At 64.3% G+C, this 18,832-nt stretch carries 19 protein-coding genes; 12 read left to right on the top strand and 7 right to left on the bottom strand.

The window, feature by feature from the left end:
* Positions 1-16: 16 nt before the first annotated feature.
* Positions 17-997, bottom strand: coding sequence for an HPP family protein (locus RT131_RS05550; protein WP_313170994.1), 981 nt, complete (start codon positions 995-997; stop codon positions 17-19).
* A gap of 174 nt (positions 998-1,171) precedes the next feature.
* Between RT131_RS05550 and RT131_RS05545 the strand changes: the two genes are divergently transcribed.
* Both RT131_RS05545 and RT131_RS05540 read left to right on the top strand, forming a co-directional pair.
* Positions 1,172-1,963, top strand: coding sequence for a hypothetical protein (locus tag RT131_RS05545; protein ID WP_313170992.1), 792 nt, complete (start codon positions 1,172-1,174; stop codon positions 1,961-1,963).
* Between the two features lie 132 nt (positions 1,964-2,095).
* Complete coding sequence (locus RT131_RS05540; protein ID WP_313170990.1) at positions 2,096-2,791, top strand: TorF family putative porin; 696 nt, start codon at positions 2,096-2,098, stop codon at positions 2,789-2,791.
* A 257-nt stretch (positions 2,792-3,048) separates the two neighbouring features.
* On the opposite strand, the gene RT131_RS05535 is transcribed toward RT131_RS05540, so the two are convergent.
* Positions 3,049-3,330, bottom strand: coding sequence for a hypothetical protein (locus RT131_RS05535; RefSeq protein WP_313170988.1), 282 nt, complete (start codon positions 3,328-3,330; stop codon positions 3,049-3,051).
* A 244-nt stretch (positions 3,331-3,574) separates the two neighbouring features.
* Between RT131_RS05535 and RT131_RS05530 the strand changes: the two genes are divergently transcribed.
* From RT131_RS05530 to bioD, 3 genes are read left to right on the top strand one after another with little or no spacing between them, the layout of a single operon-like run.
* Positions 3,575-4,084 (top strand): M23 family metallopeptidase, encoded by a 510-nt coding sequence (locus RT131_RS05530; RefSeq protein ID WP_313171342.1) that lies wholly within the window; start codon positions 3,575-3,577, stop codon positions 4,082-4,084.
* Positions 4,085-4,133: 49 nt separating this feature from the next.
* Complete coding sequence (gene bioA / locus RT131_RS05525; protein ID WP_313170986.1) at positions 4,134-5,426, top strand: adenosylmethionine--8-amino-7-oxononanoate transaminase; 1,293 nt, start codon at positions 4,134-4,136, stop codon at positions 5,424-5,426.
* On the top strand, positions 5,423-6,073 hold the full coding sequence (gene bioD / locus RT131_RS05520; RefSeq protein WP_313170984.1) for a dethiobiotin synthase: 651 nt from the start codon (positions 5,423-5,425) through the stop codon (positions 6,071-6,073). Before bioA ends, bioD begins: the two co-directional genes overlap by 4 nt.
* Positions 6,074-6,241: 168 nt before the next feature.
* On the opposite strand, the gene RT131_RS05515 is transcribed toward bioD, so the two are convergent.
* The gene (locus tag RT131_RS05515) at positions 6,242-8,590 is read right to left on the bottom strand and encodes a membrane-bound PQQ-dependent dehydrogenase, glucose/quinate/shikimate family (RefSeq protein WP_313170983.1); all 2,349 of its coding nucleotides are present in this window, start codon (positions 8,588-8,590) and stop codon (positions 6,242-6,244) included.
* A gap of 119 nt (positions 8,591-8,709) precedes the next feature.
* On the opposite strand from RT131_RS05515, the gene RT131_RS05510 reads away from it, so the two are divergent.
* Together RT131_RS05510 and RT131_RS05505 are read left to right on the top strand one after the other, a co-directional pair.
* Positions 8,710-9,789: an SPFH domain-containing protein gene (locus tag RT131_RS05510; protein ID WP_313170981.1), complete on the top strand. Its 1,080-nt coding sequence runs from the start codon at positions 8,710-8,712 to the stop codon at positions 9,787-9,789.
* The gene (locus RT131_RS05505) at positions 9,789-10,988 is read left to right on the top strand and encodes a zinc ribbon domain-containing protein (RefSeq protein ID WP_313170980.1); all 1,200 of its coding nucleotides are present in this window, start codon (positions 9,789-9,791) and stop codon (positions 10,986-10,988) included. The genes RT131_RS05510 and RT131_RS05505 overlap by 1 nt, the downstream gene beginning before the upstream one ends.
* A 177-nt stretch (positions 10,989-11,165) precedes the next feature.
* Here the strand turns inward: RT131_RS05505 and RT131_RS05500 are convergent, their stop codons facing one another.
* Positions 11,166-11,525 (bottom strand): DUF1428 domain-containing protein, encoded by a 360-nt coding sequence (locus RT131_RS05500; protein ID WP_313170978.1) that lies wholly within the window; start codon positions 11,523-11,525, stop codon positions 11,166-11,168.
* Entirely contained in the window at positions 11,512-11,895 is a 384-nt protein-coding gene (locus RT131_RS05495) for a hypothetical protein (RefSeq protein WP_313170976.1), read from the bottom strand. The genes RT131_RS05500 and RT131_RS05495 overlap by 14 nt, the downstream gene beginning before the upstream one ends.
* A gap of 225 nt (positions 11,896-12,120) precedes the next feature.
* Between RT131_RS05495 and RT131_RS05490 the strand changes: the two genes are divergently transcribed.
* Complete coding sequence (locus tag RT131_RS05490) at positions 12,121-13,137, top strand: hypothetical protein (protein ID WP_313170974.1); 1,017 nt, start codon at positions 12,121-12,123, stop codon at positions 13,135-13,137.
* 435 nt (positions 13,138-13,572) lie between these two features.
* Here RT131_RS05490 and RT131_RS05485 read toward each other — a convergent pair whose 3' ends face one another.
* Positions 13,573-13,962, bottom strand: coding sequence for a DUF6165 family protein (locus tag RT131_RS05485; RefSeq protein ID WP_313170972.1), 390 nt, complete (start codon positions 13,960-13,962; stop codon positions 13,573-13,575).
* 130 nt (positions 13,963-14,092) lie between these two features.
* Between RT131_RS05485 and RT131_RS05480 the strand changes: the two genes are divergently transcribed.
* Positions 14,093-14,515: a hypothetical protein gene (locus RT131_RS05480; protein WP_313170970.1), complete on the top strand. Its 423-nt coding sequence runs from the start codon at positions 14,093-14,095 to the stop codon at positions 14,513-14,515.
* A 146-nt stretch (positions 14,516-14,661) separates the two neighbouring features.
* Here RT131_RS05480 and RT131_RS05475 read toward each other — a convergent pair whose 3' ends face one another.
* On the bottom strand, positions 14,662-14,850 hold the full coding sequence (locus tag RT131_RS05475; RefSeq protein ID WP_313170968.1) for a heavy-metal-associated domain-containing protein: 189 nt from the start codon (positions 14,848-14,850) through the stop codon (positions 14,662-14,664).
* A gap of 132 nt (positions 14,851-14,982) precedes the next feature.
* Between RT131_RS05475 and RT131_RS05470 the strand changes: the two genes are divergently transcribed.
* From RT131_RS05470 to RT131_RS05460, 3 genes are all read left to right on the top strand, one after another.
* Positions 14,983-17,475, top strand: a complete 2,493-nt coding sequence (locus tag RT131_RS05470) for a heavy metal translocating P-type ATPase (RefSeq protein ID WP_313170966.1) — start codon at positions 14,983-14,985, stop codon at positions 17,473-17,475.
* Between the two features lie 24 nt (positions 17,476-17,499).
* The gene (gene cueR / locus RT131_RS05465; protein WP_313171341.1) at positions 17,500-17,955 is read left to right on the top strand and encodes a Cu(I)-responsive transcriptional regulator; all 456 of its coding nucleotides are present in this window, start codon (positions 17,500-17,502) and stop codon (positions 17,953-17,955) included.
* A 210-nt stretch (positions 17,956-18,165) separates the two neighbouring features.
* On the top strand, positions 18,166-18,741 hold the full coding sequence (locus RT131_RS05460; protein WP_303748602.1) for an Ax21 family protein: 576 nt from the start codon (positions 18,166-18,168) through the stop codon (positions 18,739-18,741).
* The last annotated feature ends 91 nt before the right edge of the window (positions 18,742-18,832 follow it).

The raw sequence follows: 18,832 nt of genomic DNA, 5'->3' as shown, positions 1-18,832 counted from the left end.
CGGCCGGCTGGCGGAGTCAAGCGTTGCCAAGCTTGTCCCAGCGCCCACCCTCACGTAGCGATACTTCGAAGCGCGCCCACTGGCGCAGCTCGGCCGCGGTTGCATGGCCGATATCGCCGATGCCATCGCCGGCCACCACCGCATATACCAGACGATCGGCCGAGGGCCCGGACAGGGCCGGTGTCACCGATACCCGGCGTACGCTCCAGGCACGTCCGAGCCGGCCATTGCTGTAGCAGCGGCCGGGTTCGATCTGCGCCGGGTGCAAGGCATCGCGCTCGGCATGCTGCTTGGCCAGTTCCAACAGCTCGGTCAGGTTCTCGTCGGTGATGTCGACGAAGGAGTTGAGTTGGCCGATGGCGGCGTGGAAGTCTTCCTGGGTCAGATCCACGTGGCGCTGCGAGGACGGCATGCTCACGGTCTGCTGGCGACGCCGATGCAGGTGCACCGGATAGCGGCGCCAGGCGAAGCAGGCATTGAACGCTACCCCGGCCAACAGGATGGCGGCGACATTTATCGCTACCGGCGTGAGCAGGTAGTGATAGCCAAGTGCATGCACATCGCTGCCACCTATCACCGCGGCAAGCGCGGTGGCGCCACCGGGCGGATGGATGCAGCGCAGGTAATGCATGGCGCCGACGGCCAGGCCCACGGCCAGCGCTCCGGTCCAGGCCTGTTCGGGAAACATCAGCTGGCAGCTGACGCCGATGAAGGCCGATACCAGATGCCCGGCGATCACCGCCCACGGCTGCGACAGGGCGCCATGCGGTACGGCAAACACCAGCACTGCGCTTGCCCCCATCGAGGCCAGCAGGATCGCGCCGCCGGCATGGTTGCCAAAGCCGCCCGGGAAGCACCAATGGGTGAGCTGGTAGACCACGCTGATGCCGATCAGCGCGCCCAGCGCCGAGATCCACTTCTCTCCGTGGCTGGTCTGGTTGCGCTCGATGCTCAACCAGCTGCGGAGAGGGTGCAGGGGCTTGCTGCTGGACTTCATGGCCGTGGTTGCGTGGAGGGGAGGCCATTTTGCCGCGTTTTCCGTGTGCTACATGAGTCCGGATCGGTTGTTTGGACGTCGGCTGATGCGGATTTGTTTGGTGCTCATGCCGCAGGTGCATGCAGCGGAACAGGGAAGGTAGGATGGGACCAGCTTTCTGCCGTTGTGTGCGTGATGATTCCTGGACCGTTGATTTCCTGGCCGTTTCTGCTGTTGGTCTTTGTGTTGCCGCTGCTGGGCGCTGCAGTGGCGATTGGCCTGCTGGTGAGGGCATGGTGCTTCCGGCGCCAAGGCAACGGCGATTGGCGCGCGTTCTTCAGCTGGACGGTGCGGCTGGCCACGGTGTTTGTGGTACTGGTGGCTGCATGGGTGGGGCTGCTGCTCTACAAGACCTTCCAGTTCAAACGGGAGTTCGCCATCGAGAGCTGGCAGCGGGGCAGCCGCGCCCAGTTCGTGCTGGAACGTGATTTCCAGTACGGCGAGTTCAATGTGCCCAAGGGCACCTTGGTCAATCGCCGCGATGTCTTCGACAACGGCGAACCACAACGGCCATTGGGATTGCGGGGGCTCGAAGCGCTGCAGTTTCCGGAGCCGGTGCAGCTGGCAGGTCTCTGGGTTGATGTGCTTGAAACATCTCCCGGGCATGTGCGCTTGACTGCCGATCAACGCATCAGCCCGGTCTATCACTCCGATCCGGAGAGTGGCGACTGGGTGGTCGATCCTTCGCGTCCGTTCATCGACTGCAAGGCCGGTGAGGTCGCCTGGTTCAATACACCGTTGATCGACTATGACATCCAGGCCGAGTTCACGACCGGTGAGCCGGATGGTGCAGCCGCACGTTTCAAACCCAGCCAGTGGCAGTTCACCCACTGTGAAAGCGACTGGGGACCGCTGGAGATCAAGCCCGTCTTCGCCGAACCGATGCCGGCGGGTGCGACCCGGCAGGTGTTCACGCGCGAGAACTGACGCAGGCGCAGGGCTTTCCGGTTTTACGCAGATTTGATGCGGCGCGCGGCTTGTCGCCATCGCCGGTTTATGGGCGTCGCGTGAACAATTCCGCATCGCTGCGCAGTTCGCGTGGCCCCATTCGGAAACCCCATGAAACGCTCACGTTCTTCGTTGTACTTCGCTGCCTTCGTTGCACTCGTCGCCAGCGCGGATGCACTGGCCATCGATACCGGCGGCAGCGCTGCCTTGACCAGCGACTATGTCTGGCGCGGCTCCACCCAAAGCCAGGGTGACGCTGCCATACAGGCCGGTTTCCGTGTGGCTGGCGACAGCGGGGTGTATGCGGCTGTGTCCGGCTCCAGTGTGGAGTTCGCACCGGAAACGCATGCCAGCAGCGAGCTGGACTTCATCGTCGGCTGGAACGGCAAGCTGGCCGACGACTGGGCTCTGGATGCCAACCTGCTGCACTACCGCTATCCGGCGACAACGGTCGATCTGAACTGGACCGAGCTCAATGCCACGCTGACCTGGAAGGACAACTATTGGCTGGCCTTGGGCTGGTCGCCGGAGGCGCTGGGCACCCGCCAGGATGGTTTGTACACCCAGGTCGGCGCGCGCGTGCCGCTGTCACCGCGCCTGCGTGTGGAGACCGCCGCCGCCTGGTACCAGCTGCAGGATGCGGTTGGCGGTGGCTATGCGCACGGCCAACTGAGCGCCATATGGGCAGTGGCGGCGCCGGTCGAGCTGCGTCTGAGCGGGCATTTCACCGACCAGCACGCACGTGAGCTGTTTGGGGGGCAGGCCGCCGGTACGCGCTGGGAGGCCGCGGTGCAGGCATCGTTCTGAAAGTTTTCAGATGAGCGTGATGCCACGCTCTTGTAGGAGCGGCGTGAGCCGCGAAGCTGGCATCAGTTGGCAGTCAAGCCAACGGCGATCTCACGATCTACGAGCTTCGCGACTGACGTCGCTCCTACAAGAATGAGCGGCACCGCATTGTGTAGGAGCGGCGTGAGCCGCGAAGCTGGCATCAGTTGGCAGTCAAACCAACGGCGATCCCACGATCTACGCGCTTCGCGACTGACGTCGCTCCTGCATCGGGGCGCTCAAGGCTTGTTGGTGGGAGCAATTGCTTCGCTGTTGATTTCGCTTCGACGTTGCTTCCTGTTGCCGGCGAAGCTTAGCGACAGGTGTGTGCACGCGGCAACGGCAATGATCATGGCAGCTTCACCGTCGCTGGCCAGGAAAGCCATCAGCAAGCCAATGAACCCGAGGATGGAAAGCGCATCGAACAGCAATCGACTGAAATACCATGCGGCAACCAGGATCAGCAGATACATCGTCGCCGGCAGTGCTGGTGTCCGCGCGACGAAGTAGAGAATGTCCATCTTCGGAATGCCTGCTTGTTGGCGGGGTGGCGACGAATTCTAGATGCACTGCATGTGCTGGATATGCGGCCAATGTGAAGCGAATTTGAAGTGATGGTTGCCTGCGGTCGGCAGCAAGAAAGTGCTGGAAATGTCAGCTTGGCTGCTGCTAGCTTGCGCCATCTCGAACACACAGCTTGGGCGAATCTTGAAGTCTTCCGAACGAAACAAGTGGCCGCGCGCCGTACGTATCGTGTTGTTGCTGATGGTGCTGGCCTTGGTCGCCAGCTGGCTGTGGCGACAGCCCTTCAGCGTGGTCGCCCGCGAAGGCTGGAAGCTTTCACGCCTGCCGGCACCAACAGCGATAGCCGTTCCGGTGCAAGGCATCAAACCGCGGCAGATTGCAGATACCTTCGGCGCACCACGCGGGCGCGAGCGCAAACACCATGGCGTGGATATCTTCGCCAAGCGCGGCACGCCGGTAGTCGCCGCTACCCCGGGCGTGGTTGCGGCGGTGCGAGACAGTGGCCTGGGCGGGCGCCAGGTATGGGTGATCGGGCCGGCCGGGCAACGGCATTACTACGCGCACCTGCAGGATTGGGCGCCGGGGCTGGCCTATGGGCGCGTCGTGCAGGCGGGCGATGTGCTGGGCTTCGTGGGTGACAGCGGCAATGCGCGCGGTACGCCGCCGCATCTGCACTACGGCATCTACGGCGGTGATGGCCCCTTCGACCCGCTGCCGCTGATGCATGCAGGGCAGCCGCGCAAGCGGTAAGGTACGCCCCCTGCAAGCCGCCTTCCCGCGGCGAGAGCTGTACTGAACGATGCTGACTGATCAATTCGACCGTGAACACCTGTGGCACCCCTACAGCGCCCTGGGCAGCCCGGTGCCGGTGCTCAAGGTCGCCCGCGCCGATGGCGTGCTGCTGCAGCTGGAGGATGGCACCCGGCTGATCGACGGCATGGCCTCGTGGTGGTGCGCGATTCATGGCTACAACCATCCGCAGCTGAACCAGGCTGTGGTTGACCAGCTGGGCCGCATGTCACATGTGATGTTCGGCGGGCTTACCCACGAGCCGGCCATCGCGCTGGGCAAGCAGCTGCTGCAGATCGTGCCCAAGGGGCTGGACGCGATCTTCTACGCGGACTCCGGCTCGGTGTCGGTGGAAGTTGCGCTGAAGATGGCGATCCAGTACCAGGCGGCGCGCGGCAAGCCGGGCAAGTGCAATATCGCCACCACGCGTTCGGGCTATCACGGTGATACCTGGAACGCGATGTCGGTCTGCGATCCGGTTACCGGCATGCATGGTTTGTTCGGTAGTTCACTGCCGACTCGACGTTTTGTGCCCGCGCCGCAGACGCGCTTCGGCGAGGACTGGAACCCAGCCGATATCGCACCGCTTGCGCAGCTGTTCGCTGAAAGCGCCCATGAGTTGGCCGCCTTCATCATCGAGCCGGTGGTGCAGGGCGCGGGTGGCATGCGTTTCTACCATCCACAGTACCTGCGCGAGCTGGCACGCTTGTGCCGTGAGCACGACGTACTGCTGATCTGCGATGAGATCGCCACCGGCTTCGGTCGCAGCGGGCGCTTGTTTGCCTGTGAACATGCGGGCATCAGCCCCGACATCCTGTGCATCGGCAAGGCATTGACCGGCGGCTACATGACGCTCGCCGCAACGCTATGCACGCGCGAGCTTGCCGATGTGATCGCCAGCGGCGAGCCCGGTGTGTTCATGCACGGGCCGACCTTCATGGCCAATCCGCTGGCCTGCGCGGTGGCGCTGGCCTCGGTACAGCTGCTGCTGTCGCAGGATTGGCAGGGCAGGGTGGCGGCGATCGAGCGTCGTCTTGAGGAGAGTCTGGCACCTGCACGTGCCCTGCAGCAGGTAGCCGACGTGCGCGTGCTTGGGGCCATCGGCGTGATCGAGTTGAAGGCATCGCTGCGGCTGGAACGTATCCAGCAGCGGATGCTGGAGCATGGCATCTGGATCCGGCCGTTCGGTCGGCTGGTCTATGTGATGCCGCCGTTTGTAATCGATGATGCACAGCTGCAGCAGCTGTGTGATGGCATGGTCACGCTGGTGGCCAGCCTGCAGGAAGAGGATATGCGCGCATGAGTGGCAAGGTTGTTTTTGTCAGCGGTATCGATACCGAGATCGGCAAGACCGTGGTGACCGGTTGGCTGGCCCGGCAATGTTCCGAGCAGGGCCAGGACGTGATCACCCAGAAGCTGGTGCAGACCGGTTGCGTGGCCGCTTCCGATGACATCCTGCTGCACCGGCGCATCATGGGCACTGGCTTGTTTGAAGAGGACCGTGACGGCACCACGATGCCGGCGCTGTTCGCCTACCCGGCGTCGCCGCATCTGGCCGCGCGGCTGGAGCACAGGGCGTTGGATCTTTCTGCAATCGAGAGCGCTACAGCGCGCTTGTGTGAGCGCTACGAGACAGTGTTGATCGAGGGTGCCGGCGGTTTGATGGTGCCGCTGACCGAGCAACTGCTGACGATTGATTACGTTGCCGAAAAGGGCTGGCCGGTGTTGCTGGTGACCTCCGGGCGGTTGGGTTCGATCAACCACACGCTGTTGTCGCTGGAGGCGATTGCCGCGCGCGGGATCATGTTGCATGGCGTTGCCTGGAACAGCCGTGATGACAGTAGCGATGAAGTGATTGCGACGGACAGCCGCGGCTTCATTCGGGAGTGGGTGTTGAAGCGGTTTCCGGATGCGGAGTGGTATGACGTGCCGCGGATTGATCTGGGCTGATCGGGTTCCTCGCGAAAGGCACCCCTCCCCAACCCTCCCCTGCGCGTTGCGCAAGGGAGGGGACGGATCGTGCAGCGCTGGGCTGTTGCTTGCGCTCCCTCCCTTTGCCGAAGGCAAGGGGAGGGTTGGGGAGGGGTGCTTCTGCTCCCGCTCCACTCGTAGAAGCCCCTACTTCTTCAACTTGTACGCCAATACATAATCGCCCGCCTTGGTCCCGGTCGAGCCATGACCACCCGCCACCAGCAGCACCATCTGCTCGCCCTGGCTGTTGAGGTAGGTCATCGGCGTGGCCTGTCCACCGGCCGGAATGCGCACATCCCACAGCACCTTGCCGCTGGCCAGGTCGTAGGCGCGGAAGTTGTCGTCGGTGGCTGCGCTCATGAAGGCCACGCCGCTCGCAGTCAGCATCGGTCCGCCAATGCCGGGTACACCGATGCGTATCGGCAGCGGCACAGGTGAGAGATCGCGGATGGTGCCATTGCGATGCTGGTAGGCGATCTTGCCGGTACGCAGATCGGCGGCGGCGATCGTGCCCCATGGCGGCACCTGGCAGGGCACGCCGATAGGCGACATGAAAGGCGTCATTTCCACCGCGTAGTCGGCACCCTTGTTCTCATTGAGGCCATGCTCGCCCTTGTTCATCGCACGGCCACTGGCCTGCTGCTTTGGCACCAGTTTCGACACGAAGGCCAGGTAGGTGGGCATGCCGAACATCACCTGCCGCTGCGGATCCACCGCCACGCTGCCCCAGTTGAAGGTGCCAAAGTTGCCCGGATAGATCAGGCTGCCCTGCAACGTCGGCGGCGTATAGCGGCCGTCATAGCGCAGTTGCCGGTACTGGATGCGGCACAGCATCTGGTCGATCAGGCTGGCGCCCCACATGTCGGCCTCGCGCAGCGGTTCGGGTTCGAAGCTGAGCGCCGACGCAGGTTGCGTGGGTGCGGCGAACTGGCCGGGAATGTCCACGTACTGTGGTGCGGTGCGTTGGCTGATCGGCAGCAGGGGTTTGCCGTCACGACGGTCCAGCACATACACGTCGCCTTGTTTGGTTGGCTGCACCAGCGCCGGCACGCGGCCTTGCGGCAGGTCCAGGTCCAGCAGCACCGGTTGCGCCGGGGTATCCATGTCCCAGAGGTCGTGATGGACGAATTGCTGCACCCAACGCACCTGCCCGCTGGCGATATCCAGCGCCACGACCGAAGAGGCATAGGTTTCCTCGGCCGGGCTGCGGTACATGCCAAGCTGGTCGGGGGTGCGGTTGCCCATCGGGAAGTAGGCCAGGCCCAATGCTTCATCGGCACTGGCTACCGACCAACTGTTCGGCGAGCTGGGGGTGTAGATCTGGTTGGGGTTGTTCGGATCCAGCGGCGCGGTCTGGGTGGGGTTGCCCGAGTCCCAGTTCCACAGCAGCTGGCCGCTGTGCACGTCATAGGCGCGGATCACCCCGGAGGGCGAGTTGATCGCATAGTCGTCGTTGACTGCGCCGGCGACGATGACCTTGCCGCCGGCCACCAGTGGCGGTGAGGTGGAGTAGTAATAACCGGCCTGTTTGAACGGCATGTTGTGCAGCAGGTCGAGCACGCCGTTGTTGCCAAAATCCGGGCAATGCTGGCCGGTCTGTGCATCCAGCGCATGCAGCTTGGCATCGGCGCTGGGCAGGAACACGCGGCTGCTGCAGCTGGTCGCGTTTGTTGCTGCCACAGACGGGTTGGCAGCCGGCTCGGTGTAATAGGAGAGCCCGCGGCAGGTCTGATGCTGGCGTTGCGGCTCCATGCCCGCACCGGGATCAAACTTCCACAGCACCTTGCCGTTGTCCGCATCCAGCGCGAACGCCAGGCTGTGTGGTGTGCACAGATACAGGGTATTGCCGATCTTCAGCGGGGTGACCTCGTAGGTGGTCTCGCCCACGTCCTGCGGCAGGCGCACGTCGCCGGTCTGCATCTGCCAGGCCAGTTGCAGCTGGCCGACATTGGCCGGGGTGATCTGCGTCAGCGGCGAGTAGCGTTGGCCATAGCCACTGCGCCCGTAAGCCTGCCATTCGCCTTCCGGTTGCGGGGTGTCGCCCAGCGCCGGGGTGGCGTTGACGATCTCCATCGGCAGCTGGCCATCGATCTCATGCAGATGCCGCGGGATGCCGGCGAAGGCCACCGCCGCCACCCCCAGCGAGGCCAGCAGCACCGGCCAGCCGGCTGGGCCGGTATAGCCGCGCGGGCTGGAACGGCGCGAGGCCGGCAAGGCCATCAGCAGGCCGAGCAGGGCAGGTACGCCCAGGCGCGTGGCCAGCGGCCACCAGTACAGGCCGGCTTCCCACAGCGACCAGCTCAATAGCACCAGCAGCCAACCGGCGTACAACCAGGTCGGCCAGCGTCGGTGGCGCCACAGGCCCCAGGCCACGGCCAACAGCAGCAGGCCGCTGAGCAGGTAGAACGGGCTGCCGTGCAGGGCCAGCAACCAGGCGCCGCCTGTCGCCAGGGCCAGTCCGAACAGCGTGGTCAACAACAGGGTCAGTACACGCATGGCGTACCTGCGGGTCCGGAAGATGCGGCCATGCTGCGCCCAGTCATGTCTGCGTGGCGTCACGCGCGTTCTTAACATTCCCGCCGTAGAATCACAGCCTTGTCGACTAGGGACCGAGCATGAGCATTCTGGACTTCATCAAGAAGGAACTGATCGAGATCATCGAATGGACCGATGACTCGCGTGACACGCTGTCCTACCGCTGGCCCGACGAGGACCGCCAGATCAAGAACGGCGCGCAGCTGATCGTGCGCGAATCGCAGATGGTGCAGTTTGTCGCCGCCGGCCAGTACGCCGATCTGTTCGGCCCCGGCAAGCACACCCTGAGCACCCAGAACATCCCGGTGCTGTCCACCATCCTGGGTTGGAAGTACGGTTTCGAGTCGCCGTTCAAGTGCGATGTCTATTACCTCAATACGCGCCTGTTCACCGGCAACAAGTGGGGCACCGCCAATCCGGTGATGATGCGTGACGCCGATTTCGGCGTGGTCCGCCTGCGCGCCTTTGGTACCTATGACTTCCGCATCGTCGACCCGCCCAAGTTCCTCAAGGAAGTGGCCGGCACCGACCAGAATTTCCGCCTGGATGAATTTGCCGACACCATGCGTTCGCGCATCGTCAGCGTGTTCACCGAAGCCCTGGCCAAGGCCGGCGTGCCGGCGCTGGATGTGGCGGCGCGCTACTCCGAGCTGGGCGAGGCGCTGCTGCCGATCATCAACCCGGCCATGTCCGGCAAGTACGGCATCGAGATCACCAGCTTCATCCTGGAAAACGTGTCGGTGCCGCCGGAAGTGGAGCAGGCCATCGACAAGCGCTCCAGCATGGGCGTGATCGGCAACCTCAACGACTACGTGAAGTACCAGATGGGCCATGGCATGGGCGAGGGTGGTGAAGGTGCCGCTGCCGCCGCGGTGCCGGCACAGATGGCGATGGGCTTCGGCATGGCGCAGGAAATGATGCGCAACATGCAGACCGGTGCGCCGGTGGTGCCCGGTCCGGCGGTGCCGCCGCCGTTGCCGGCTGCCGGCACGGATGCGCCGGCGCTGGACGTACTCACCCCCGAGCAGGCCGCGCAGGCTTTGTCGGTGTCGGTCGAGGACGTGATGGCGTCGATTGCCGCCGGTGAGCTGAAGGCACGCAAGATCGGCAATGCCACCCGCATTGCGCGCTCGGCACTGGAAGAGTTCCTGCGCGGCTGATGAACAACGCAACAGTTGGCAAACACCCCTGCCCGGAATGCGGCGGGGACCTGCAATGGAACGCCACCAAGCAAGCCCTGGCCTGTCCTTACTGCGGCACCATCGTGCCGCTGTCGGCGGCGGCCGAAGGCGTGGGCGATGGCAGCGCCGGCGTGGTCGAGCAGGACCTGCTGGCCGCCTTGCAGCGGCTGCAGGCGGAGGAAGCCCTCCCGCCTCCGCTGCCACCGTTACCGCAAGGCGGCGTGGTTGGCATGCTGCAGAGCATGGCGGCAACCCCGGCCGAACAACGCGGTTACGGTGCACAGCCGCGCGAGGTGCAATGCCAGAGCTGCCATGCGATCTCGGTGTTCGTCGATGGCAAGGTGGCCGACCGCTGCGAATTCTGCGGCTCGCCCTCGATCATCGCGCATGAATCGCTGGGTGATGCGATTACCCCGCAGAGCGTGCTGCCGTTCCAGATCAGTGATGGCCAGGTACGTGACAGCATCCGCCGGTGGTACGGCACGCGCTGGTTTGCGCCGAGCAAGCTCAAGCGCGCGGCGTTGACCGATACGCTCAAGGGCGTCTACCTGCCTTACTGGACGTTTGACGCCCATGTTGCGGCGCGTTGGACCGCCGAGGCTGGCTATTACTATTACGTCACCGTCAGCTACCGCGATTCCCAGGGGAACACCCAGACCCGGCAGGAACGCCGCATACGCTGGGAACCCGCATCCGGCTCGCTGCAGCATTTCTTCGATGATGAACTGGTGCCGGGCACGGTAGGCGTGCATCCGGAACTGCTGGCCAAGATCGGGCGCTTTCCGACCACCAGCGACCTGAAGCCGTACTCGCCCGAGTTCGTGCGCGGGTGGACGGTGGAGCGCTACCAGGTGGATCTGCGTCAGGCTGCGGAGCAGGGTGAGGAACAGATGCAGGCGCAGACGCATCGCCTGTGTTCCGAGCAGGTGCCTGGCGACACCCAGCGCAACCTGCGCGTGCAGGCCGATTACAGCAGGCGCACCTTCAAACACATCCTGGTGCCGGTATGGCTGGTCAGTTACACCTACGGCAGGCGCAGCTTCCAGGTGCTGGCCAATGGCTATACCGGGCAACTGGCAGGCGAACGCCCTTACAGCGCGTGGAAGATTTTCTTCGCGGTGCTGGGTGCTGTGGTCGGCCTGTTGGTGATGCTCCTCGTGCTGGGGGGCGGGCGCTGACCGCGGGGTCAGCGGCGCTCTTCCCCCGCTCCTGCACGCTCACAGCAGTTTCGCAGCCCGGGTAAGCGCAGTGCACCCGGGGAATGAAATCCACACAGTCTTGCCGGTCTTGCGCAGATAGGCCCCGGGTCCGCTGCGCTTACCCGGGCTACGCCGTTGCGCATTCTGCGCAGCGGTTTACTCGCCCAGGTGCACTACCGGCAGGAAACCCCCGTAGACCAGCCGCTTGCCGTCGAACGGCATCGGATTGGTCGCCGGATCCATGCGCGGGTCTTCCATCATCTTGCGCATGCCGATGTCACGGGTGGCCTTGTCTGGCCACTCGATCCACGAGAACACCACGGCTTCATCGTCCCGGGCCTGCACGGCACGGTAGAAATCGGTCAGGGTTCCGTGTGGCACATCGTCGGACCAGCATTCGGTCACACGCAGGGCGCCGAATTCGATGAACAGCGCATCGGCAATATGGGCGTGCTCGATGAACCTGGCCTTGTTGACCAGCGGCACGGCGGCCAGGAAACCATCAACGTAGGACATGGCGGGCCTCGTGGGACGGGCGGCGTGGGGCCGTCTTTGGTGAAACAGCGGTAACAGGCAACATCGATTCTGCGCCGGGCAATGTTTCGGCCGCGCCAAATTCCTGCGAACGGCAGATCACCGCGAGGTTGATAATCATCAGGGCCAGTGCGCCCCGGCTTGCCCACAATGGACCTGCTTCGTGCAGGGCAGGAAACATGAACGAGCTTGGCGGAATGCGTTGGGGCAGGCCGGATGGCGCTGTCAGCCGAAGGGAGGGGCTTGATGGTTGTCTCCCCACGGCAGTCATGGCACGCCATGCCGCGGGCAAGGCCACAACGGCGTTCAATGAATGGCTGTCGCTGCCGTTATGGGAGAACGCCTCGTTCACGGGTGGTGCCGGCAAGCTGCCCACGGGCAGCGGCGGGCAGCCTTGGAACATTGCATCGTCCCCTCGGTTCGGCGCCTGCCGCCGTCGTCAGCGCAGGGGACGGGCGAGCCCGAAGCAACGGCCGGAGACACGTGTTTTCCGAGTGCCGCGCAGCCAGACCGCAGGCCAAAGACATACCCGATTGATCGCAAACCGCCAGTCCCGGCTGGCACCAGGAGAGTTGTGATGCCGTTTGTATCCCGAAATGCAGTAGCCAGCGCAGTGGCCGTGCTTTGTCTGCCGGCAGTTGCCTGGGCGCAGGACGCCGCGCCGGCCACCAAGGTGTCGGCACAGATCTTCGTCAACGCCAGCCAGTTGGATCGTGATGGCGTGGTCACCGACGATGAAGGTCTGGCGCTGGATCTGAAGCGTACCTTCATCACCGTCGACCACCGTTTCAACGCGCAGTGGTCGGCGCAGGTCACCACCGATGTGCAGTGGCTGCGCAACAGTGATCCTACCGACGTGTGGCTGCGCCACGCCTATCTGCAGCGCAGCTTCGGCAAGGGCAACTGGCTGCGGCTGGGCAATGCGCCGTTGCCGTGGATCCAGCAGGAGTCGGCGCGTGATGGTTACCGCTATGTCGATGGTGCCCTGATCACCCGCAGCAAGATGGGCAACGCGGCCGATTACGGCGTGCACGGCCAGTACACCCGCGGCGACTTCACCTATGCCGCTTCGGTGGTCACCGGTGGTGGCTACCAGAAGCCGCGTCTGGGCAAGCGCCCGGACGTCGAGGCACGGGTGGGCTGGGCACCGGCCAAGGGTGTTGAGCTGGCGCTGGGCGGCTACCGCGGTACCCGCGCGCTGGATGCGGGTGATCGACCACGTGAGCACACTGCCCAGCGCTGGAATGCGATGGCCAGCTGGGTGGGGGAGCGGGGGCGGATCGGCGCCCAGTACTTCCGTGCGGAAGACTGGACCCGGGTGGTCAAGCCGGGCAGCGATGACCAGCGTGGCTGGTCGGTGTGGGGCAGCTACCAGCTGAGTCCACAGTACGCTGTGTTCAGCCGCCACGAGGAGACCCGGATGAGTCTGGACATCGATCCGCGCACCCGCGAGCGGTACCACATGGTCGGCGTGGAATGGAAACCGAACAAGCACCTGCGGCTGGCCGCCGTGGGCAAGCAGCTGAAGCAGGAAACGGCGACGAAGTCGCTGGAAAGCCATGAAGCCGGCGTGTGGGCGCAGATAGCGTTCTAAGCGTTTTGCGCCAAGCCTGGCTTTGCTCCTCCCCTTTGGCGTAGCCAAGGGGGAGGTTGGGAGGGAGTTGGCTTTTTGCTTGCAGCTTTGAGGTTGTTGCGAAGAGCACCCCTCCCCAACCCTCCCCTTCGCTACGCGAAAGGGAGGGGGCCAGTGCCTTGCTCCTCCCCTTTGGCGTAGCCAAGGGGGAGGCTGGGAGGGGGTTGGCTTTTGCTTGAGGCTTTGAGGTTGTTGCGAAGAGCACCCTTCCCCAACCCTCCCCTTCGCTACGCGAAAGGGAGGGGGCCAGCGCTTTGCTCCTCCCCTTTGGCGCAGCCAAGGGGGAGGCTGGAGGGGGTTGGGGTTGGCTTTGGCTTGAGGCTTTGAGGTTGTTGCAAAGAGCACCCCTCCCCAACCCTCCCCTTCGCTTGCGCGAAAGGGAGGGGGCTCAGCGATTTACTCGCCCTGGTACTGCTTCTCTTCAACCAGCGCCGAACCGGCCACGCGGTTGATCTCGTTCTTGACCACGATGCGCTCGCCATTGGTGCCGTAGACGCCGCGCGCCAGGGTGATGAACTCCGCGCCGAAATCCTGCGCCGCTTCCTTCTCGCGCAGGCGGTCCTGGATCTCCCACATGCGCTCGTTGATGGCCTTGAGCTGGTCCTTGAGCGTGGCCAGCGACGGGCGCGCTTCCTGCTGCGACAGCCACAGTGGCCACAGGCCCTGCAGCTCGGTGCGCACATTGGCCAGCTTGGCGGTGTCGGTGATGCGCTCGGCCTTGATTTCGAGGATGGTGATCTTGTCGATCAGTTCGCCAATCGATACCGGGGTGAGTAGGGTCTGCACGTTGTCGCCGCCGTTGATTCCTGTAATGCGGCAATCATAGCGCTACGGCAAAGGTTGCCAATGAACCGATATTGGCGCGCAGGCAGCGAGAATGCGCACAATGCGGGCCCATCCCGATCAGGACTTGCCGATGCTGCTGCGTTCTTTCGCCACCGTTGCAATGATGTTGGGTGCCGCCAGCGTGCAGGGCGCTGAAGGTCTGCAGGGCGCTGAAGGTCTGCAGGGCGCCTGGCAGCTGCAGTCCGGGGAGTTCGTCAACCCGGAAGGGGCGGTGGTGGATTACGCCAGCCAGAAGCTGGCCGGCACCAAGATATTGGCCGATGGCCGGTTTGCCTTCACCACCACCAGCGATGGCAAGTTCTGGGCCGGCGGCTCGGGCACCTATCGCAGTGGGGACGGGCAGTACGTGGAGACGCCGTTGATGGCCTCGTATCCGCTGGAAAACGGCGGCAGCTACAGCTTCCGCTACACCCTGGAAGGCGATGTGTGGACGCTGGAGCGCTGGGACGGCGAGCGCCGGGTCGAGCGCGAAGTGTGGAAACGCGCGCGCTGAGAGGACGTTGGGGCTGATGGTTTTGTGGGAGCGGTGTAAACCGCGAAGCCGATGGTCCATGGCGATCCGGCGATTCCATGCGCCGGAAGTCCATCAGCTTCGCGGTTTACACCGCTCCCACAAACCACAGATCATGAACGTGGTGCTTACCGCGGCGGGAAGCCCGCTTCCTCCAGTGCCTTGGTGAAGCTTTCCACCGGCAGGCTGGACTCGATCTTGACGTTCTTGCCGGGCAGGTCGATGTCGACCGTGGCGGCCGGGTCCACGTCCTTGATGGTGGCCGTCACGCTGCGTGCGCAGCCGCCGCAGGTCATGCTTTCGATATGCAGTTTCATGGGGTTTCTCCGTTGGGGTGGGAGCCAGCTTGCAGCTTGCCACGATGGGAAGGTCAAGCGATAAAGAGCGCTTGACCCTGCCATCGTTGGAAGCTTTAAGGTGCCTCCAACAGTCGAAATGGAGACGTGCCGATGAGCAGCATCGCCAGTCCGGGCAAGCAGAAATCGGGCCCTGCCACCGAAGATCTGATGATCGAAGGCATGACCTGCGCCTCCTGCGTGGGGCGGGTGGAGCGTGCGCTCAAGGCCATTCCCGGGGTCAGCCAGGCCAGCGTCAATCTGGCCACCGAACGCGCCAGCGTGCAGACCGACGGCAGTGTGCCGCGTGAGGCGCTGGTGCAGGCGATACACAAGGCCGGCTACGAGGTCAGCGCCCCCGCCGCGCAGGAATTGCTGATCGAAGGCATGACCTGCGCGTCCTGCGTCGGCCGCGTCGAGCGCGCGCTGAAGGCGGTGCCGGGCGTGCAGTCGGCCAGCGTCAACCTGGCCACCGAGCGCGCCAGCGTGCAGGGCGCAGCCGATCCGGCCGCACTGCTGGCGGCCGTCGAGAAAGCCGGTTACGCGGCCAGCGTGATCGGCAGTGCCGGCAGCAACGAGGACCAGCAGGCACAGCGCCATGCCGACGACCTGCGTGTGCTCAAGCGGGACCTGTGGATCGCGGCGGCGCTCAGCCTGCCGGTGTTCCTGCTGGAAATGGGCGGGCACCTGATCCCGGCCTTCCATCACTTCATCGCCAGCACGCTGGGCACCCAGAACAGCTGGTTGCTGCAGTTCGTGCTGGCCACGCTGGTGCTGGTGTTCCCGGGCCGCCGTTTCTACCAGAAGGGCATCCCGGCCCTGCTGCGTGCCGCGCCGGACATGAACTCACTGGTCGCCGTCGGCACGTTGGCGGCCTATGGTTACTCGCTGGTGGCGACCTTCCTGCCGCGGCTGCTGCCGGCCGGCACCGTCAACGTCTACTACGAGGCCGCCGCAGTCATCGTCACCCTGATCCTGCTCGGCCGCGTGCTGGAGGCCAAGGCCAAGGGTCGCACCTCCGAGGCGATCAAGCGCCTGCTCAAGCTGCAGGCCAAGACCGCGCGCGTGCGTCGCGATGGCAGCGTGGTCGAGCTGCCGCTGGAGCAGATCGCCAGTGGTGACGTGATCGAAGTGCGTCCGGGCGAGCGCATCGCGGTGGATGGCGAGGTCATCGATGGCGACAGCTATGTCGATGAATCCATGATCAGCGGCGAGCCGGTGCCGGTGCAGAAGGCGCCGGGCAGCAACGTCATTGGCGGTACCGTCAACCAGACCGGCGCGCTCGGCGTGCGTGCCACCGCCGTCGGCGGGGCGACCGTGCTGGCGCAGATCATCCGCCTGGTGGAACAGGCGCAGAGCGCCAAGCTGCCGATCCAGGCGCTGGTCGATCGCATCACCCTGGTTTTCGTGCCGATCGTGATGGGCCTGGCCTTGCTGACCTTCGCGGTGTGGCTGATATTCGGCCCCGAACCGGCGCTGACCTTTGGTCTGGTCAACGCGGTGGCGGTGCTGATCATTGCCTGCCCGTGTGCGATGGGGCTGGCGACGCCGACCTCAATCATGGTCGGCACCGGTCGTGGCGCCGAGCTGGGCGTGCTGTTCCGCAAGGGCGAGGCGCTGCAACTGTTGAAGGAAGCGCAGGTGGTGGCGGTGGACAAGACCGGCACGCTGACCGAAGGCCGCCCGCTGTTGACCGACCTGCAGCTGGCCGAGGGCTTCCAGCGCAGTGATGTGCTGGCGCGCGTGGCGGCAGTGGAAGACCGCTCGGAACATCCGATTGCCCGCGCCATCGTCACCGCCGCGCAGCAGGAAAACCTGCAGCTGCCGGCCGTGGATGCCTTCGAATCGGTGACTGGTTACGGTGTGCGTGCGACTGTGGATGGCGTGCGCGTGGAAGTGGGCGCTGATCGCTTCATGCAGAAGCTCGGTCTGGATGTGGCGGTGTTCGCCGCCGATGCGCAGCGTCTGGGCGAAGAAGGCAAGAGCCCCCTGTACGCGGCGCTGGATGGTCGCCTGGCAGCCATCATCGCCGTCTCCGACCCGATCAAGTCCGATACCCGTGCCGCCATCGCCAGCCTGCATGCGCTGGGCCTGAAGGTGGCGATGATCACCGGCGACAACCGCCGCACCGCCGAGGCCATCGCGCGCCAGCTCGGCATCGACGAAGTGGTTGCCGAAGTGCTGCCGGAAGGCAAGGTCGATGCGGTGCGCCGGCTCAAGGCTGAGCACGGCCGCCTGGCCTATGTAGGCGATGGCATCAACGACGCACCGGCGCTGGCCGAAGCCGATGTTGGCCTGGCGATCGGCACCGGTACCGACGTGGCGATCGAGGCCGCTGACGTTGTGCTGATGTCCGGCAGCCTGCAGGGCGTGCCCAATGCCATTGCGCTGAGCAAGGCGACGATGGGCAATATCCGCCAGAACCTGTTCTGGGCCTTCGTCTACAACGCGGCCTTGATTCCGGTCGCGGCCGGCGTGTTGTACCCAGTCTGGGGCATCCTGCTGTCGCCGGTGTTCGCGGCCGGTGCGATGGCGCTTTCCTCGGTGTTCGTACTGGGCAACGCGCTGCGCCTGAAGCGTTTTCGTGCCCCGCAGATGCAGGCCTGAGGAGTGATGACGATGGAAGAAGGCATGAACATCGGCCAGGCCGCCAAGGCCTCCGGCATTTCCGCCAAGATGATCCGCTACTACGAGGATATCGGCCTGATCGGGCCGGTTGCGCGTACCGATGCGGGATATCGCCTGTACGCGCCACGCGACATCCATACGCTGGGTTTCATCAAACGCTCGCGTGACATGGGTTTCAGCGTGGAGCGCATCGGCGAACTGCTGGAACTGTGGCGCGACCGCTCGCGCCACAGTGGCGACGTCAAGCGCATGGCGTTGGAGCACGTGCAGGTACTGCAACAGCGCATCGCCGAGCTGCAGGGCATGGTGCAGACCGTGCAGGCACTGGCCAACTGCTGCGCCGGCGATGACCGCCCGGATTGCCCGATCCTGCGTGATATCGAGACTGGCGTACCGTTGCACGACAGCGCATTGCCAACCACCTTTGGCGGCGTCTCCGCCGGCAAGCGCGCTCGTTGATTATTGCGCGCAATCGTGAAAATGAACGAGATGCAAAGTGCACGCGCGCCGCGCGTGCCAGAAAACGCCTGAATAAAAGCCAAAAATCGGCGTTTTATTGCAGGCGTGGTTTCAGGGTTTGTTGGGGCGTCTAACGGAAAACTTACATCCGGACGCAGACAGCTGTTTGCTGTCGTGCCATCAAGCTCAGTAATGCAGAGGTAGTACCCCATGAAGACTTCGTTGATTGCCCTGGCGCTGGTTGCCGCCCTCCCGTTCGCCGCTTCGGCCGCTGACGGCCTGTCCTACAACTATGCAGAAGCCGACTACGCCAAGACCTCGGCCGACGGCAAGGCAGAAGGTTGGGGCGTAAAGGGTTCCTACGGGTTCCTGCCGAACTTCCACGCTTTCGGTGAATACACCCGCCAGGAAATCTCGCACACCAACCTTGATATCGAGCAGTGGCGCGTTGGCGCCGGCTTCAACAAGGAAATCGCGCCGACCACCGACTTCGTTGCTCGCGCGGCTTACGAAAAGTACGACGAGAAGTTCGCCCAGGGCCTGGACTTCAACGGCTACAGCGCTGAAGCCGGCATCCGCACCGCATTCGGCAAGCACGCTGAAGTGTATGCAATGGCTGGCTACGAAGACTTCAGCAAGAAGCACGGCATCAGCCCGGAAGGCGACTTCTATGGCCGTCTCGGTGGCCAGGTGAAGTTGAACCAGAACTGGGGCATCAATGGCGACATCAAGATGTTCAACAACGGTGACAAGCAGTGGACCGTGGGTCCGCGCTTCAGCTGGTAAGACGCGCTGACGCTTTGGCGTGATGCTGCGAAGGAAGGCCCGGCTATGCCGGGCCTTTTCTTTTGCCGAAGGTTTGGGGTTGAGATCTTCA

The organism is Stenotrophomonas sp. (assembly GCF_032066555.1).
In the GTDB taxonomy this organism is placed as follows: Bacteria; Pseudomonadota; Gammaproteobacteria; order Xanthomonadales; family Xanthomonadaceae; genus Stenotrophomonas.
The sequence above is the reverse complement of the archived record's forward strand: the minus strand, read 5'-3'. Positions and strand labels throughout refer to the sequence as shown.

What these genes read in the sequence shown, in the direction of transcription:
- RT131_RS05510 (WP_313170981.1), top strand. Translation starts at nt 8,710, where the DNA reads ATGAGCATTCTGGACTTCATCAAGAAGGAACTGATCGAGATCATCGAA.
- bioD (WP_313170984.1), top strand. Translation starts at nt 5,423, where the DNA reads ATGAGTGGCAAGGTTGTTTTTGTCAGCGGTATCGATACCGAGATCGGC.
- RT131_RS05505 (WP_313170980.1), top strand. Translation starts at nt 9,789, where the DNA reads ATGAACAACGCAACAGTTGGCAAACACCCCTGCCCGGAATGCGGCGGG.
- RT131_RS05460 (WP_303748602.1), top strand. Translation starts at nt 18,166, where the DNA reads ATGAAGACTTCGTTGATTGCCCTGGCGCTGGTTGCCGCCCTCCCGTTC.
- RT131_RS05480 (WP_313170970.1), top strand. Translation starts at nt 14,093, where the DNA reads ATGCTGCTGCGTTCTTTCGCCACCGTTGCAATGATGTTGGGTGCCGCC.
- RT131_RS05540 (WP_313170990.1), top strand. Translation starts at nt 2,096, where the DNA reads ATGAAACGCTCACGTTCTTCGTTGTACTTCGCTGCCTTCGTTGCACTC.
- RT131_RS05475 (WP_313170968.1), bottom strand. Translation starts at nt 14,850, where the DNA reads ATGAAACTGCATATCGAAAGCATGACCTGCGGCGGCTGCGCACGCAGC.
- cueR (WP_313171341.1), top strand. Translation starts at nt 17,500, where the DNA reads ATGAACATCGGCCAGGCCGCCAAGGCCTCCGGCATTTCCGCCAAGATG.
- RT131_RS05535 (WP_313170988.1), bottom strand. Translation starts at nt 3,330, where the DNA reads ATGGACATTCTCTACTTCGTCGCGCGGACACCAGCACTGCCGGCGACG.
- RT131_RS05515 (WP_313170983.1), bottom strand. Translation starts at nt 8,590, where the DNA reads ATGCGTGTACTGACCCTGTTGTTGACCACGCTGTTCGGACTGGCCCTG.
- bioA (WP_313170986.1), top strand. Translation starts at nt 4,134, where the DNA reads ATGCTGACTGATCAATTCGACCGTGAACACCTGTGGCACCCCTACAGC.
- RT131_RS05500 (WP_313170978.1), bottom strand. Translation starts at nt 11,525, where the DNA reads ATGTCCTACGTTGATGGTTTCCTGGCCGCCGTGCCGCTGGTCAACAAG.
- RT131_RS05530 (WP_313171342.1), top strand. Translation starts at nt 3,575, where the DNA reads ATGGTGCTGGCCTTGGTCGCCAGCTGGCTGTGGCGACAGCCCTTCAGC.
- RT131_RS05470 (WP_313170966.1), top strand. Translation starts at nt 14,983, where the DNA reads ATGAGCAGCATCGCCAGTCCGGGCAAGCAGAAATCGGGCCCTGCCACC.
- RT131_RS05550 (WP_313170994.1), bottom strand. Translation starts at nt 997, where the DNA reads ATGAAGTCCAGCAGCAAGCCCCTGCACCCTCTCCGCAGCTGGTTGAGC.
- RT131_RS05545 (WP_313170992.1), top strand. Translation starts at nt 1,172, where the DNA reads ATGATTCCTGGACCGTTGATTTCCTGGCCGTTTCTGCTGTTGGTCTTT.
- RT131_RS05490 (WP_313170974.1), top strand. Translation starts at nt 12,121, where the DNA reads ATGCCGTTTGTATCCCGAAATGCAGTAGCCAGCGCAGTGGCCGTGCTT.